13 protein-coding genes are annotated in these 16,364 nt (G+C 65.8%); 4 read left to right on the forward strand and 9 right to left on the reverse strand.

All coding sequences use genetic code 11. The features are described from left to right. The first annotated feature begins 137 nt into the window (after nt 1-137). From AB7532_RS00390 to trxA, 4 genes are all read left to right on the forward strand, one after another. On the forward strand, nt 138-860 hold the full coding sequence (locus tag AB7532_RS00390; RefSeq protein ID WP_441232875.1) for a nucleotidyltransferase family protein: 723 nt from the start codon (nt 138-140) through the stop codon (nt 858-860). A gap of 229 nt (nt 861-1,089) precedes the next feature. Beyond that, nucleotides 1,090-4,236 carry a double-strand break repair protein AddB gene (gene addB / locus AB7532_RS00395; protein ID WP_441232876.1) on the forward strand — a complete coding sequence of 1,049 codons (3,147 nt, stop codon included), beginning with the start codon at nt 1,090-1,092 and terminating at the stop codon, nt 4,234-4,236. After that, the gene (gene addA, locus AB7532_RS00400; RefSeq protein ID WP_441232877.1) at nt 4,230-7,739 is read left to right on the forward strand and encodes a double-strand break repair helicase AddA; all 3,510 of its coding nucleotides are present in this window, start codon (nt 4,230-4,232) and stop codon (nt 7,737-7,739) included. Before addB ends, addA begins: the two co-directional genes overlap by 7 nt. A 67-nt stretch (nt 7,740-7,806) precedes the next feature. Further along, nucleotides 7,807-8,127 (forward strand): thioredoxin, encoded by a 321-nt coding sequence (trxA, locus tag AB7532_RS00405; RefSeq protein ID WP_008540017.1) that lies wholly within the window; start codon nt 7,807-7,809, stop codon nt 8,125-8,127. A 64-nt stretch (nt 8,128-8,191) separates the two neighbouring features. Here trxA and AB7532_RS00410 read toward each other — a convergent pair whose 3' ends face one another. The 9 genes from AB7532_RS00410 to sppA form a co-directional block, all read right to left on the reverse strand. Continuing rightward, entirely contained in the window at nt 8,192-8,932 is a 741-nt protein-coding gene (locus AB7532_RS00410; RefSeq protein WP_441232878.1) for a metallophosphoesterase family protein, read from the reverse strand. A gap of 144 nt (nt 8,933-9,076) precedes the next feature. Further along, complete coding sequence (locus tag AB7532_RS00415) at nt 9,077-10,420, reverse strand: bifunctional folylpolyglutamate synthase/dihydrofolate synthase (RefSeq protein ID WP_441232879.1); 1,344 nt, start codon at nt 10,418-10,420, stop codon at nt 9,077-9,079. Further along, nucleotides 10,417-11,358 carry an acetyl-CoA carboxylase, carboxyltransferase subunit beta gene (gene accD / locus AB7532_RS00420; protein WP_441232880.1) on the reverse strand — a complete coding sequence of 314 codons (942 nt, stop codon included), beginning with the start codon at nt 11,356-11,358 and terminating at the stop codon, nt 10,417-10,419. The genes AB7532_RS00415 and accD overlap by 4 nt, the downstream gene beginning before the upstream one ends. 172 nt (nt 11,359-11,530) lie before the next feature. Further along, nucleotides 11,531-12,367 carry a tryptophan synthase subunit alpha gene (gene trpA / locus AB7532_RS00425; RefSeq protein ID WP_441232881.1) on the reverse strand — a complete coding sequence of 279 codons (837 nt, stop codon included), beginning with the start codon at nt 12,365-12,367 and terminating at the stop codon, nt 11,531-11,533. Then, on the reverse strand, nt 12,364-13,581 hold the full coding sequence (gene trpB, locus AB7532_RS00430; RefSeq protein ID WP_441232882.1) for a tryptophan synthase subunit beta: 1,218 nt from the start codon (nt 13,579-13,581) through the stop codon (nt 12,364-12,366). Before trpB ends, trpA begins: the two co-directional genes overlap by 4 nt. Further along, nucleotides 13,578-14,237, reverse strand: coding sequence for a phosphoribosylanthranilate isomerase (locus AB7532_RS00435; RefSeq protein ID WP_441232883.1), 660 nt, complete (start codon nt 14,235-14,237; stop codon nt 13,578-13,580). The genes trpB and AB7532_RS00435 overlap by 4 nt, the downstream gene beginning before the upstream one ends. A 65-nt stretch (nt 14,238-14,302) precedes the next feature. Continuing rightward, complete coding sequence (locus tag AB7532_RS00440) at nt 14,303-14,695, reverse strand: lipopolysaccharide assembly protein LapA domain-containing protein (RefSeq protein WP_441232884.1); 393 nt, start codon at nt 14,693-14,695, stop codon at nt 14,303-14,305. 73 nt (nt 14,696-14,768) lie between these two features. Next, nucleotides 14,769-15,074, reverse strand: a complete 306-nt coding sequence (locus AB7532_RS00445; protein ID WP_007598410.1) for an integration host factor subunit beta — start codon at nt 15,072-15,074, stop codon at nt 14,769-14,771. A gap of 171 nt (nt 15,075-15,245) precedes the next feature. Further along, nucleotides 15,246-16,226 carry a signal peptide peptidase SppA gene (gene sppA, locus AB7532_RS00450; RefSeq protein ID WP_441232885.1) on the reverse strand — a complete coding sequence of 327 codons (981 nt, stop codon included), beginning with the start codon at nt 16,224-16,226 and terminating at the stop codon, nt 15,246-15,248. Nucleotides 16,227-16,364: the final 138 nt, after the last annotated feature.

Here is a 16,364-nt window from a genome sequence, read left to right on the forward strand (position 1 = left end):
TACAACCGTCACCGCAGGCGGTTAAGGCGGTTAAGACGCGGTGCGGCTGATTACGGTCCGTGCTAGATTGCTGCGAACGCGAAATCCAAATGTTCTGAGTCGAAAGGCTGAGAAAGACTGATCCGAGAAGGCAAACGATGTCCGTCAAACCGACCAAAGCCATGGTGCTCGCCGCAGGGTTCGGCCTGCGCATGCGTCCGCTGACGGACAAGATGCCGAAGCCTCTCGTGCCGGTGGCGGGCCAACCGCTGCTCGACCACGTGCTCGACAAGCTCGGCGATGCCGGCGTGACCGAGGCGGTGGTCAACGTCCACTACCTGCCCGACCAGATCATCGACCACACCGCATCCCGCCAGCATCCGTGCGTGACCATCTCGGACGAGCGCGACCAGGTGCTCGGCACCGGTGGTGGCGTGGTCAAGGCGCTGCCGCTGCTCGGCGATGCCCCGTTCTACCACGTCAATTCCGACACGCTGTGGATCGACGGCGTGCGCTCGAATCTTGCCCGGCTTGCTGAAAATTTCGATCCCGCGCGCATGGACATCCTGCTCCTGATGGCGCCGACAGCGACCAGCATCGGCTATAGCGGCCGTGGCGATTACGGCATGCTGCCCGACGGCGCCCTGCGCAAGCGCAAGGAAAAAGAGGTCGTCCCGTTCGTTTACGCGGGCGCCGCAATTCTCTCCCCCTCGATTTTCACCGACGCCCCTCAGGGCGAGTTCTCGCTGACGAAAATGTTCGATCGCGCCAACGAGCAGGAGCGGCTGTTCGGCCTCCGCCTCGACGGCGTCTGGATGCATGTCGGCACGCCCGATGCGGTTCATGCCGCAGAAGAGGCGTTTCTGGAGAGCGTGGCGTAGGGCCAGCCTCGAAGACGGTGCCGTAGGGTGGGTTAGCTTGCGGTCGCGCGAAGCGCGATCCGCGGGCGTAACCCACCTCTTCTGTCACCGCGAAAACCAAAGAGGTGGGTTACGCTGACGCTAACCCACCCTACGAAGGCCGCGAACAGCGGGGACTATCTCCCCTCCACCCATATCCATTTGAATCCGCCTCCCTATATTGGCGCCTGATCCCCGAATCAGGCAAGCCATGCGCGTTTTCAGCGTTCCCCTCTCGGTTCCGTTCCTGCGCACGATCGTCTCGGCCCTGCTGGACGGCCGGCTGGTCGACGGATTCGAGGCGCGCAAGGAGCCGGCGCGGCTGGCCGACGCCACGCTGTATCTGCCGACAAGGCGCGCCATGCGCGTCGTTCGCGAGATCTTTCTCGACGAGATGAAGGCGGATGCCGTCGTGCTGCCGCGCATCGTCGCGCTCGGCGACATCGACGAGGACGAGCTCGCCTTCGCCGACGAAGGCGAGCAGTTTTCCGGCGCAACGCCGCTCGACATCCCGCCGCGGCTTGGCGAGCTCGAACGGCGGCTGACGCTCGCGCAGCTGGTCGCGACCTGGGCCAAGGGCCCGGTGCTGTCGCCGCTCGTGGTCGGCGGCCCCGCATCGACGCTGGCGCTGGCCGGCGACCTCGCCCGCCTGATCGACGACATGGTCACGCGCGGCGTCGACTGGAGCGCGCTCGATGGCCTCGTGCCTGACATGCTCGACCGCTACTGGCAGCACTCACTCGAATTCTTGCGCATCGCGCGCATCGCCTGGCCCGGCCATCTCGCCGAGATCAACCGGATCGAGCCTGCCGCGCGGCGCGACCTGCTCATTGCAGCGGAAGCCAGGCGGCTGACTGCGCATCCCCATGGCCCGGTGATCGCGGCCGGCTCGACCGGCTCGATGCCGGCCACCGCAAAATTCCTGCATGCGGTCGCATCCCTGCCGCACGGTGCCGTGGTGCTGCCGGGGCTCGACACCGATCTCGACGACGACGCCTGGCGCAGCATCGGCGGCGTGCGCGACTCGCTCGGCAAGTTCGCGGAGCATCCGGCGTCGAACCATCCGCAATATGCCATGCACGCGCTGCTGGATCGCTTCGGCATCAAGCGCGGCGACATCGAGCTCCTCCAGCCGCCGGCCGAAGGCGGCCGCGATCTGCTCGCGTCCGAATCGATGCGGCCGTCGTCCCAGACGGAAGTCTGGCACGACCGGCTGAAGCAGCCCGATGTCGCCGTCAGAATCGCGGGCGGCATGAAAAACCTCGCCGTCGTAGAAGCCCCGAACCCTGAGATGGAAGCACTTGCGATCGCCATTGCGATGCGCGAGGCGCGGCATCTCGACAAATCCGCTGCACTGGTGACGCCCGATCGCGCCTTGGCGCGGCGGGTGATGGCCGCATTGACCCGATGGGATCTCGTATTCGACGATTCCGGCGGCGACGTGCTGATGGAAACGTCCGCCGGCGTTTTCGCGCGGCTCACGGCTGAAGCGGCGACCAGGGGATTGGAGCCGCCGACCCTGCTGGCGATGCTGAAGCATCCGCTGTGCCGGCTCGGCCAACTGCCTGGCGCGTGGAAAGCCGCCATCGAGGATCTCGAGCTTGCGGTGTTGCGCGGCACACGTCCGCCTGCGGGCACCGGCGGACTGCTGCGCGAGTTCAACCGCTTTCGCGACGAGTTGACGAAGCTGTGGCGCAAGGAGGTTTCCGCGCTCCACAGGGCCGAGCCGCGTGCACGCCTCAAGGCCGAGGACCTCGATCGCATCCAGGCGCTGATCGACGCCTTGCAAAAGGCGCTGGCGCCAATCGAAAGCCTCGCATCGTCAAAGCCGTTCGACTTCGCCGAGCTCGCGCACCGGCATCGCGAAATCATGATCGAGCTGTCGCGCGACGAGCAGGGCATTCCGCTGGCATTCGAGGAGCGCGAAGGCATCGCGCTCGCCAGCGCTTTCGACGATCTGCTGCGCGGCGGCACCACCAGCGGCTTGATGGTGACGCTGCCCGACTATGCCGACGTCTTCCAGACCGCGTTCGGCGACCGCGCGGTGCGGCGGCGTGACAAGCCGGGCGCGCGGCTCCAGATCTACGGCCCGCTGGAATCGCGCCTGATGCAGGCCGACCGCATCATCGTCGGCGGCCTGATCGAGGGCGTGTGGCCGCCCGCACCGCGCATCGACCCCTGGCTGAGCCGGCCGATGCGGCACGAGCTTGGTCTCGACCTGCCGGAGCGCCGTATCGGCCTTTCCGCCCACGACTTCGCGCAGCTGCTCGGCGGCGATGAGGTGATCCTCACGCATTCCGCCAAGGCCGGCGGCGCGCCGGCGGTGGCCTCGCGCTTCCTGCATCGGCTGGAGGCGGTCGCAGGCGACGATCTCTGGAAGGCGGCCGTTCGCGCCGGCGAAAAATACGTGCAGTTCGCAGGCGCGCTCGACCAGCCCGCCGAGGTCACGCCGGTCAAGCAGCCGGAGCCGCGGCCGCCGCGTGCGACGCGGCCGCTGGTGATGTCGGTGACCGCAATCGAGGACTGGCTGCGCGATCCCTACACGATCTACGCCAGGTTCATACTGAAGCTCGACCCGCTCGATCCCGTCGACATGCCGCTCTCGGCCGCCGATCGCGGCTCGGCGATCCACGAAGCGCTGGGTGAGTTCACCGAGACCTACGCCACACGCTTGCCCGACGATCCCGCCCGCGTGCTGCGCGCGATCGGCGAAAAACATTTCGCGCCGCTGATGGAACGGCCCGAGGCACGGGCGCTATGGTGGCCACGCTTCCAGCGCATCGCGCGCTGGTTCGGCGAGTGGGAGACGGCGCGGCGCGACGTGATCGAAGCCATCACCGCGGAGACGCGCGGCGAGATTTCGATTCCGCTCGATCCTGAACGCAGCTTCAAGCTGTCCGCCCGCGCCGACCGCATCGAGCGGCGCCAGGGCGGCGGCTACGCCATCCTCGACTACAAGACCGGCCAGCCACCGACCGGCAAGCAGGTTCGCATGGGCCTGTCGCCGCAGCTCACGTTGGAAGCCGCGATCCTGCGCGAGGGTGGCTTTCGCGACATCGATGCCGGTTCGTCCGTCAGCCAGCTGGTCTATGTCCGCCTGAGCGGCAACAATCCGGCCGGCGAGGAGCGCATCCTCGAACTCAAATACAAGCAGGGCGATGAGCCACAGCCGCCTGACACGGCAGCCGCGGAAGCACGGGCCAAATTGGAGGCGCTGATCCGGGCCTTCGACGACGAGAACCAAGCGTACACCTCGCTGAACCTGCCGATGTGGACCAACCGCTACGGCACCTATGACGATCTCGCGCGGATCAAGGAATGGTCCGCGGCCGGCGGTCTGGGGATCGAGGAATGGTGAAGCTGCCCCGCCCTATCCCGGATGAAGTGCGTGCGCGGCAGGCGCGTGCGTCCGATCCGACCGCGTCGGTCTTCGTGTCGGCCAATGCCGGCTCGGGCAAGACGCATGTGCTGGTGCAACGCGTGATCCGTTTGCTGCTGTCAGGCGTGCCGCCGGAAAAGATTCTCTGCATCACCTTCACCAAGGCGGCCGCCGCCAACATGGCCGAGCGCGTGTTCACCACGCTGGGACATTGGGTGACGCTTGACGATACCGGGCTCGATGCCGCGATCCGCGCGGTCGGCATCCCGCATCCGAGCGTAAAAATACGCCGCGACGCGCGAAAACTGTTCGCCTGCGCGCTGGAGACGCCGGGCGGCCTGAAGGTGCAGACCATTCACGCGCTGTGCACGCGCCTGCTCCAGCAATTTCCGTTCGAAGCCAATGTGCCCGCGCGCTTCGCCGTCATCGACGAGCGCGACCAGACCGACATGATGGAGCGCGCCAATCTGAAGGTGCTGCTGGAGGCCGCGCGCGATCCGGAGAGCATCACCGGCCGGGCGCTGCTGACCGCGATGGCGAGCGCTGCCGACGTCACTTTCAAGGAAGTGGTGCGCGAGGCTTGTCTGAGCCGCGACCATTTCATGGCCTGGACCGACGAGGCCGGCAATGCCGGAGCGGCCGCCGATCAGATGGGAGCCGTGCTGGGCGTCGAGGTGGGCGATCGCGTCGAGGACGTCGAAACCGAGATTCTCGACGGCCCGTATTTGCCGCGCGCGCGCTGGGACGACATCGCCTTCGCGCTGGAGGACGGCAGCAAGTCGGACAACGATCAGGCGGGCCGGTTCCGCGAGGCAAAAGTGTTTTCCGGCGCCGCGCAGGTCGATGCCTATCTCTGCGTCTTCCTCACCGACGAAAAACTGCCGCGCAAGGCAGTGCTGACCAAGAAGTTCGGCGAGCACAACCCGTCCGTCGCCCGCTTGTTCGAGAACGAGGCGCAGCGCCTCATCGGATTGATCGAGAAGCGCCGCGCGGTGACCATGCGCGACCGCACCGCGGCCCTCTTGCATATCGCGACGGCCGCCGCCGCGAACTATCGCCGCGAAAAGCAGGAGCGCGGGCTGCTCGACTATGACGACCTCATCGACAAGACGCTGGCGATGCTCAACCGCGTCGCCTCGGGCTGGGTGCATTACAAGCTCGACCGCGGTGTCGATCACGTCTTGATCGACGAGGCCCAGGACACCAGCCCGCGGCAATGGGACATCGTCGTACACATCATCTCGGAGTTCACGGCCGGCGAAGGCGCGCGCGAGGGGCTGAACCGCACCGTCTTCGCGGTCGGCGACGAGAAACAGTCGATCTTCTCGTTCCAGGGCGCCGACCCCCATGAATTCGATACGCGCAAGCGGGAGCTGGACCGCAAGTTCACGGCGGCCGGGCTGAAATTCGATCCCGTGGCCTTCACCTATTCATTCCGCTCGGGCGCCGCGATCCTGCATTCAGTCGACCACGTCTTCCGCGAGCAGGAGATCTACAAGAGCATCCATTCGGTCGAGATCGGTCATCCCCTGCACAACGCGCTCGCCGATGCCGGCCCGAGCGTGATCGAGCTGTGGGATCTGGCCGTCGCCGACGACCGGCAGGACATCGAGGGCTGGCGCGCGCCATTCGACGGCGTCGCCGCCACCAGTCCCGAGGTCAAGCTCGCGCGCCGCATCCAGACCGAGATCAAGCGGCTGGTCGAGAGCGGCACGCTGACCGGGCACGAAGGCGAGCGCCGTCCGCTGCGTTATGGCGACATGCTGATCCTGGTGCGCCGGCGCGGCAATGCATTCGACGCCGTGATCCAGGCGCTGAAGCACGCCAACGTGCCCGTTGCCGGCGCCGACCGCCTCAAACTCACCGAGCATATCGGCATCATCGATCTGATGAACCTGGCGGACGCGCTGCTGCTGCCGCAGGACGACCTTGCGCTCGCAGTGGCGCTGAAGAGCCCGCTGTTCGGGCTCGATGACGACGATCTGTTCCAGTTGGCCCATGGCCGCAAGGGATCGCTGCGCAGCGCGCTCACCGAGCATGCGGCCGAAGGCGAGAAGTTCGCCACAGCGCTGCGAAGGCTCGACGCCTGTGCGATGCGTGCGCGCGAGGAGACGCCGTTCGCGTTCTACGCCTGGCTGCTCGGCGGCGACGGCGGACGTGCGCGCATCCTGCGCCGGCTCGGCCACGAGGCCAACGACGCGCTCGACGAGTTCCTGGAGCTGGCGCTGAACTATGAGCGCAAGGCGCCTGCCTCGCTACAAGGCTTCATGGCCTGGCTGCGCTCGGCCGATACCGAGGTGAAGCGCGACATGGAGATCTCGCGCGACGAGGTGCGGGTGATGACGGTGCACGGCGCCAAGGGCCTCGAGGCTTCCGTCGTGTTCATGGTCGACACCACGTCCTCGCCCGCGGACTCGCAGCGGGTCCGGCTGATCCACGTGCCACGCGGCAATGGCGGTGAGGTCGTGGTCTGGGCCGGACGCAAGGCCGATGACCCCAAGCCCGTCGCCGATGCGCGCAAGGCCATGATCGAGGAGACAGAGGACGAATATCGCCGCCTGCTCTATGTCGCGATGACGCGCGCGGCCGACCGGCTGATCGTCGGCGGCTGCATGCCCGGCAATATGAAGACGGTGCGCAAGCTGAGCTGGTACGACCTCGTCGACACCGGGCTCACCGGCTCGGGCCTCGACAAGGAGACGATCGAGACGCCGCTCGGCAAGGTGACCCGATTCGCCCGGCCGGAGGATGTGGTGGCGCTGGGGACGCCGGCAACGTCGGTGGACCAGACGATCGCGCTGCCGGACTGGTTGCGGACGCGAGCGCCAATCGAACTGATCGAGGACGATCCGGTGCGCCCGTCCGGGCAGCCGACCGAGGAAGGCCGCGCCGTGCGGACCGGCGAATCGGTGCAGTCGCGCGCACTGGCGCTGCAACGTGGCACGTTGGTGCACAGGTTGCTGCAATCCCTGCCCGACATCACCATCGAGCGCCGGCGCGAGGCCGCGCTCGGCTTCATGGCGCGCAACGCCGCGGATTGGACGGAAGCCGACCGCACCGCGCTGGCCGACAAGGTGCTCGCCTTGATCGCCGAGCCGCGCTTTGCACCCGTGTTTGCCGAGGGCAGCCGGGCGGAAGTCGCCATCGTGGGCAAGCTTGACCGGCCGGGACGCCCGCCGGCGCTGGTGTCGGGGCAGATCGACCGGCTGGTCGTTCGTCCGGACGAGATCCTGATCGTCGATTTCAAGACCAACCAGGCGGCGCCCAAAAGCGCCGCGGCGGCGCCGGCCGTCTATGTCCGGCAGCTCGCGCTATACCGGGCGGTGCTCGCCCGGCTTTATCCCCAAAAGCCCATCAGGGCCGTCCTGCTCTGGACCGAGGCCCTTGAATATATGGAGATTTCAGCCCCCGCGCTGGACGCGGCGCTGGCATCCCTTCATCTCGGTGTGAGCGTCCTTGACCCGGCAAGGGGCCGTTCATAGGTTGACGCCATGATCCCGGGCGCGATTCCCATCCGCGCCGATTCTTTCAACCGAGTGAGGTACTCCAATGGCCGTTAGCAAGGTTTCCGACGCCGATTTCGAAGCCGAAGTGCTCAAGGCGAACGGCCCCGTGGTCGTCGATTTCTGGGCCGAGTGGTGCGGCCCCTGCCGCATGATCGCACCCGCCCTCGACGAGATCGCCGGCGCGATGGGCGACAAGGTCAAGATCGTGAAGCTCAATGTCGACGAGAGCCCGAAGACCGCGTCGAAGTACGGCGTGATGTCGATCCCGACCCTGATGATCTTCAAGGGCGGCGAGATGGCCTCCCGCCAGGTCGGAGCGGCGCCGAAAGCGAAGCTCCAGCAGTGGATCACGTCGGCGGTCTGATCCGCAGGCGCGCGTAACGAGTTGTGCAACGGCCGGCATCACGCCGGCCGTTTTGTTTTGACAGCTACTTGATCCAACCCGTCGCGAGCGCGTTCGCCAGTTCCGGCTGGCCATTGCGATGCGCGAGCGCGGCCATCGTCTCGTGATCGTAGGCGAGCTGGCGGAACGTCACCTGCCAGGCACCGTCTGCCAGTTCGAGGATCGCATAGCGCGCGTGTGGCGTGCCGGCCTCGACGACATGCGGAAACGGATGCACGTCGCGATAGCCGGGGCTGCCGACGCTGCCGGGATTGACGACCAGCCGGCCGTCACGAAGCCGCACCGCGCGGGCAAGATGCGTATGAGCGCAGAGGATCAGCGATTGCGTGATGCCTTGCGCGAATTGGTCGATACGGTCGAGCGGCGATAGCGCCACCGTACCGTCGGGGTGCACGGTGTCGAGCCAATAGACTTCGTCGTTCTCGGGCGTCGCGTGGCAGAGGAACACTTGCCCGCGAAACACGCGCGTCATCGGCTGCGCACGCAGCCAGTCGAGTTGCGCTTCATTGAGCGCTTCGTAGGCGGGACGGTCCCACGAGCCCATCTTCTCCGGCGGACGGTCGAGCAGATAGCGGTCGTGATTGCCGAGCACATGCGCGGCATCGAGCTGCATCAGGATCTCGATGGTCCTGGCAGCATCGAGCGGGCCGCTCAGCATGTCGCCGAGGTTGACGATGTCGGCGATCCCCAACGCGCGGATGTCGGCAAGCACCGCCTCCAGCGCGAGGTGATTTCCGTGAACGTCGGCAATCGCGGCAAAACGCATTGGCGTTCTCATCACTCTCGTGCCCCGGACGCTGCGCAGCACGAAGTGATGCGCTGCAGAGCCGGGGCCCACCTAACAGCATTCTGGGTCCCGGCTCTGCGGAGCAGCGTTGCACGCTGCACCGCGTCCGGGACAAGAGACCGACTATGCAGGTGGCGTGCCGTTGAGCCCCAGTACGTGGCCGGCAAGATAGAGTGAACCGGTAATCAAAATGCGCGGCGGCACTTCATAGGCAAGCTTCGCCAGCCCGCGCAGCGCGGCTTCGATGCCGGGCGCGGTTTCGACGCGCATACCGAGGCTGCGCGCGGCATCCGCGAGACGATCGACCGGCATCGCGGCCTCGGTGTCGGGAATCGGCACGGCGATGATATGACGGGTAAGGCCGGCGAAATTGGCCAGGAACGCTTGCGCATCCTTGTTGGCCATCATGCCGGCGATGACCACCAGCGGCCGCGACACCCGCTCTTCGAGATCGCCGAGCGCAGCCGCGGCGACACGCCCGCCTTCGGCATTGTGCCCGCCATCAAGCCAGATCTCAGACCCCTGCGGCCCCCAGCCGAGCAATTCGCCCGCGGTGAGGCGCTGCATCCGCGCCGGCCATTCGGCACCGACGATCCCGGCCTCGAACGCCGCCTGATTGACCTTGAAGGTCGGAATCGCGCGCAGCGTCGCGATCGCAAGGCCGGCATTGTCGAACTGGTGGCGGCCGAACAGGCGCGGCGCCGTGAGATCCATCAACCCGCGCTCGTCGGAATAGACCAGGCGCCCGTGCTCAACATTGACGTGCCAGCTCTCGTTTGCCGCAAACAGCGGCGCGCGCATGCGGCTGGCCTGCGCCTCGATCACCGTCATCGCCTCGCTTGTCTGCTCGGCACAGATCACGGGCACGCCGCGCTTGATGATCGCGGCCTTCTCGCCGGCGATCGAGGTCAGCGTGTCGCCGAGGAAGTCCATATGGTCCATGCTGACAGGCGTGATCACGCAGGCCGCCGGCGTATCGACCACATTGGTCGAATCGAGCCGGCCGCCGAGGCCGACTTCGAGCAGCACGACGTCGGCCGGGTTCTGCGCGAACAGGTGGAAGGCGGCTGCGGTCTTCAGCTCGAACACCGTTGCCGCTTCACCGGCATTGACGCGCTCGACCTCTTCCAGCGCCGCGCGCAGCTCATCGTCGCCGACCAGCACGCCGCCACCGACGCGGCCGAGACGGAAACATTCGTTGATGCGGACCAGATAGGGCGAGGTGTAGGCATGAACCCGCAGGCCCGCGGCTTCGAGCGTCGCGCGCAGATACGCCAGCGTCGAGCCCTTGCCGTTGGTGCCGGCGATGTGGATCACCGGAGGCAGCTTGCGTTCGGGATGGCCGAGCCGTTCGAGCAGGCGGTGCATCCGCTCGAGCCCGAGATCGATGCGCTTCTGATGCAGGGCCGACAGCCGCCCGATCAATTCATCGAGCGGCGGCTTTGCGCTGTCAGAGGAGGCGTTCACGCGTGCGGCGCAGCCGGCGCCGTCTCAGCGGCCGATACGATCTGCGCCGGGCTGACGACCGGCTGAACCGATTTCGATGCGCCTTCCTGCGCCGGTGCCTTGGTCAGCAGGCGGCAGAGCCGCGCCAGGGTCGGACGCAGCTCGTGGCGATGCACGACCATGTCGACCATGCCGTGGTCCTTCAGATACTCGGCCCGCTGGAAGCCTTCCGGCAATTTCTCGCGGATGGTCTGCTCGATCACGCGCGCGCCGGCGAACCCGATGAGCGCACCGGGCTCGGCGATCTGGACGTCGCCCAGCATCGCATAGGAGGCGGTGACGCCGCCGGTGGTCGGGTTGGTCAGCACGACAATGTAGGGCTGCTTGGCTTCGCGCAGCATCTGGACACCAACCGTGGTGCGCGGCATCTGCATCAGCGACAAAATGCCTTCCTGCATGCGCGCACCGCCGCTCGCGGCGAACACGATGAACGGCGACTTCTTCTCGACCGCGAGCTCCAGCCCGCGCACGAGGGCCTCGCCCGCGGCCATGCCGAGCGAGCCGCCCATGAAATCGAAATCCTGCACGGCGACGACGACGGCCGCGCCTTCGAGCTTGCCGTAGCCGACCTTGACCGCGTCGTTGAGGTTGGTGCGCGCCCGCGCATCCTTGATGCGGTCGGCGTATTTCTTCTCGTCGCGGAACTTGAGCGGATCCGGTGTCACGTCGGGCAGCGCGACGTCGTACCAGGTCTCGTTGTCGAAGATCGACTTCAGGCGCGCCACTGCGCTCATGCGCATGTGGTAGTTCGAGCCGGGAATCACGAACTGGTTGGCCTCGACGTCCTTGTAGAACACGAGCTGTCCGGAATCCGGGCACTTGATCCACAAATTCTCCGGCGTCTCCCGCCGCAGCATGTTGCGGATCTTCGGCCGGACCACATTGGTAAGCCAGTTCATGGTTTGCTCCGATGTGCGCACCCGCTGGGGGCCGCCTGAAAGGATATATGGCGGCCGGGCCCTCGCCCGGCAAGCCGCCGTGTCGTCCGCCTTAGAGCATGATCCGGAAAAGTGTGAAGCGGTTTTCCGACCAGATCATGCTCAAACTAAAGAGCTAAAGCGGAATTATGGCCTATTCCGCTGCCTGCGGCGCGGACTTGACGCCCTTGGCGAGGGCCGCCGTCAGCTCAGCCACGGCGTTAACGGTTTTGGCGGTCGCCCGCCCCTCGGCATCGAGGCTGTTCTTGAGTGCATCGACCAGCGCGGTGCCGACCACCGAACCATTGGCCTTCTCGGCAATGGCGCGCGCCGCCTCCGGCGTGCGGATGCCGAAACCAACGCAAATCGGCAATTTGGTGTGCCGCTTGATGCGCGCGACAGCTTCACCGACGGCATTCGCGTCCGCCGCCGCTGCACCGGTGATGCCGGCGATAGAGACGTAATAGACAAAGCCCGATGTGTTCGCGAGCACCGCGGGCAGGCGCTTGTCGTCGGTGGTCGGGGTCGCCAAGCGAATGAAGTTCAGCCCCGCCTTCAGCGCGGGAATGCAGAGCTCGTCGTCTTCCTCCGGCGGCAAATCGACGATGATCAGGCCGTCGACGCCTGATGTCTTCGCATCAGCCAAGAACTTGTCGACGCCGTAAATGTAGATCGGATTGTAATAGCCCATCAGCACCAGCGGCGTGACACTGTCGTCCCTGCGGAAGTCGCGCACGAGATCGAGCGTCTTCTTCAGCGTCATGCCGACCTTGAGCGCGCGCAGCCCGGCGGCCTGGATTGACGGACCATCCGCCATCGGATCGGTGAAGGGGATGCCGAGCTCGATGACGTCGGCGCCTGATTTCGAGAGCGCCTTGACGATCTCGAGCGATGTCGCCGGATCGGGATCGCCGGCCATCACATAGGTGACGAAGGCCGCGCGGCCCTGCTTTTTCAGCTCGGCGAAACGGGTGTCGATACGCGTGGTCACTTGCTCTTGCCCCTCAGGATGTCGCCGACCTGCGGGACGTCCTTGTCGCCGCGGCCGGAGAGATTGACGACCATCAGGTGATCCCTGGGCCGCTTGGGCGCGAGCTCCATCACCTTGGCGATGGCATGTGCGGGCTCGAGCGCCGGAATGATGCCTTCGAGCTTCGAGAGCAGCTGGAATGCGGCGAGCGCCTCGTCGTCGGTCGCGGAGAGATAATTCACGCGGCCGACTTCATGCAGCCAGGAATGCTCGGGACCGATGCCGGGATAGTCGAGGCCGGCCGAGATCGAATGCGCGTCCTGGATCTGGCCGTCAGCGTCCATCAAGAGATAAGTGCGGTTGCCGTGCAGCACGCCGGGACGGCCGCCCGCGATCGACGCCGCATGCAATTGCGTCAGCCCATGGCCCGCCGCTTCGACGCCAAAGATTTCGACAGAGGGATCGTCGAGGAAGGGATGAAACAGGCCCATCGCATTCGAGCCGCCGCCGATGCAGGCGACCAGCGAATCCGGCAGGCGTCCCTCGATCTCCTGCATCTGCGTCTTGGTCTCGTTGCCGATGATCGACTGGAAGTCGCGCACCAGCGTCGGATAGGGATGCGGACCCGCCACCGTGCCGATGCAATAGAAGGTATTGTGCACGTTGGTGACCCAATCGCGCAGCGCCTCGTTCATGGCGTCCTTCAGCGTGCGCGTGCCCGACTGCACCGGGATCACCGTTGCGCCCAGCATCTCCATGCGGATGACGTTGGGCTGCTGCCGCTCGACGTCGACGGCACCCATATAGACAACGCATTCGAGGCCGAAGCGCGCGCACAGCGTCGCAGTGGCCACGCCGTGCTGGCCGGCGCCGGTCTCGGCGATGATGCGCTTCTTGCCCATCCGCCGCGCCAGCATGATCTGGCCGAGCACGTTGTTCACCTTGTGCGAGCCGGTGTGGTTCAGCTCTTCGCGCTTGAGGTAGATCTTGGCGCCGCCGAGATGCTCGGTGAGACGCTCGGCGAAATAGAGCGGCGAGGGCCGGCCGACATAGTTCTTGAGATAGCCGTTCATCTCGCCCTGGAAGGCGGGATCGGCCTTGGCCTCGGTGTAGGCCTTATCGAGATCGAGGATCAGCGGCATCAGGGTTTCGGCGACGAAGCGTCCGCCGAAAATGCCGAAATGGCCGCGATCATCGGGACCGCTGCGATAGGAGTTTGGTTTGGCGATGTTCATCGGACGCTCAACTCTTGAGTAGCGCGCGCGGCGCGAATGAAGGCCTTGATCATCTCGGGATCCTTGACGCCGGGGGCGCTCTCGATGCCGGAGGACACGTCGACGCCACCGGCGCGGGTGACACGAACGGCTTCCGCAACGTTGTCGGCATGAAGCCCGCCCGAGACCATGTAGGGCAGTTTGAGATCGAGATTTTCCAGCAGGTGCCAGTCGAACGGCGCACCGAGGCCGCCGGGCCGTGTGGCATCCTTCGGCGCGCGCGCATCGAACAGGATGCGGTCGGCGACCGCTGTATAACCCGGCAGCACGGCGAGGTCGGCGGCAGTTGCGATCGGCACCGCCTTCATAACAGGGCGGCCGAACTTCTGCTTGATGTCGCGCAGCCGCGCCACGCTCTCCTGGCCGTGGAGCTGGAAGACGTCCGGCGCCAGCGCGTCCATGATGTTGTCGAGCGTGGCATCGTCGGCATCGACGGTGAGCGCGACCTTGAGCGCGCGCCGCCTCACCTGCCGGCCGAGGTCACGGCCGAGCTCCAGAGACACATGCCGCGGCGACGGCGGAAAGAACACGAACCCCACCATGTCGGCGCCAGCGTCGAGCGCGACGTCGAGCGTCTCGCGCGTGGACAGGCCGCAGATTTTGACGAGCAGGGACATGGTCTCAAAGCAGGTGAGGGCCGCAAGGTGCGGCCGGAAAACAGGATTTTCGGTCGGGGCCGCTTCTACAACGTCGCGCGCTGCTTGTCTCGCCCGACGGGCCCGTAAAGGCCGGCCCCTGACGGGACCGGGAGACGGCGGGAATCGGACGTTGCCGCGGCCGCCTGGGCCCGCAGATCGGCCAATTCGACCCTCGCGGCCCGGGCATCCGCGTCATTCCGCCGTGCCGCCCGCCGCCAGTGCCGCTGGCCGAACCAGACGGCACAGCCGCCCGCGACGACCCCGAAGGCGGCCACCAGGATCAGGAGAAGGAACAGCGGCATCGTGACTGCGAATGACGGGTCGCTGGACAGGAAGGGATCGAAGGAGACCGTCACGAAATGCCGGTTGGCGACGGCGAAGGTGACCAGGATCAGGCCCAGCGGAATCACGATCAGCGCGGTCAGAAACTTTCGCATCTCGCTTCGCTCGCGCTTTGAATCAAGCTTGCGGCCGCATCTTTCGCGACCGCGGAAAACCCTGACGCCGGCCTCAGTCTGGCGCGCCTGGATCCGGATGGTCGCGATTCAGCCGTTCACGCATTTCCTTGCCGGTCTTGAAGAACGGAACGCTCTTCTGATCGACAGGCACATGGGCGCCGGTGCGCGGATTGCGCCCTGCACGTGCAGGGCGATGCTTGACCGAGAAGGCACCGAAGCCGCGCAACTCGACGCGATCACCGCGCGCGAGAGCCGCTACGATCTCTTCGAGAATCGCATTCACAATGTTCTCGACATCCCGCTGATACAGATGCGGGTTGTGCTCGGCGATACGCTGAACAAGTTCGGATTTGATCATCGAGAGATAGGACCCGGAAGCGTGCGGATGACCATTTCCGTGAAAATACCGTGATCTGTCAAGACGCTAAATGAAGGTTGAGCGTCTCGAAAATACGTGACAAATGCCGAAAAAGCGGGCTGCCCCTCTACCCGCCAGACGGGAAAAGCCTCTGGGGCTCGCTTGGTTCCGTCAGTTTGACGCGGCCGGCTGCCACAGGGCCAGCATTCCATCCATTCCGAGGCGATCCACAGCCTGCGCGACGCCGGTTTGCGCGATCTGATGCGCAATCGAGCCTAAACCAAGTGCTTCCAGCGTTACGACCGCAGCTGTTTTGAGGAACGGCAGATCGCCAAAGCGCGGCTGAAGCTTGTAATCGCGCACGGTGAGACCCTTCTTGACGCCCTTCTGCTCGACCAGCCAGGTCACGGCGGTCTTCTCGTCGCCGAGCTGATCGATCAGCTTGAGATCGATCGCCTGGCGTCCGGTGAAGACGCGGCCATCGGCGACTTTTTCGAGCTGCGTGTCATCCATGCCACGCCTTTCCTTCACCAATCCCTTGAACCAGGCATAGGAATCCTTCACCAGCGCGTCGAGCGCGGCGCGCGCTTCCGGGCTGGTCGGCTCAAAGCCGTTGGGCGCAGCCTTCAGCGGCGAGGACTTCACCTCTTCGACCTTGACGCCGACGGTCTTCAGCAGCTCCGAGACGTTGGGAAACTGGAACAGCACGCCGATCGAGCCCACCAGCGAGCTCTGCTGGGCGATGATGTGATCGCTGGCGATCGCCGTGATGTAGCCGCCGGAGGCGGCGAGGCCTTCGACCACCACGACGAGCGGCTTCTTCGCCTTCAGCCTCACCAGTGAATCGTAGAGCTGCTCGGAGCCGGCGGTGGTGCCGCCCGGCGAGTTGATGTGGATGATGACGGCGGCAGCCTGCGAATTCTCCAGCCGCTCCAGCGCCTGGGTGCGATCGGAATCGCTGCGGATCAACCCTTCGATCTGGACCCGCGCGATCGAGCCTGATGATGCGAAGGTGCCACGCGCACCCGGCGTCGCGACCAGCGCGAAGCTCGCAATCGCCGCGATCGCGATCAGCGCGGCGACCACGCGCCAGAACGTCAGCTTGCGGCGGATCCTGCGGCGATCGACGATGATGTCCGAATCGAGCGACATCGGAATGTCTCCAAATGAAAGGCCGGCTGCGTTGTGCCGTCACAACGTGACCAATGGCTTGTCTGGATACATCAATTGCGGCGCAATTTGAAGAAAACAAGGCCGTGACTGCGTGGCCAAGTACGTCGCCACGCGCTC

The sequence above is a fragment of the Bradyrhizobium sp. 930_D9_N1_4 genome (genome assembly GCF_052076015.1).
Lineage (GTDB): Bacteria > Pseudomonadota > Alphaproteobacteria > Rhizobiales > Xanthobacteraceae > Bradyrhizobium.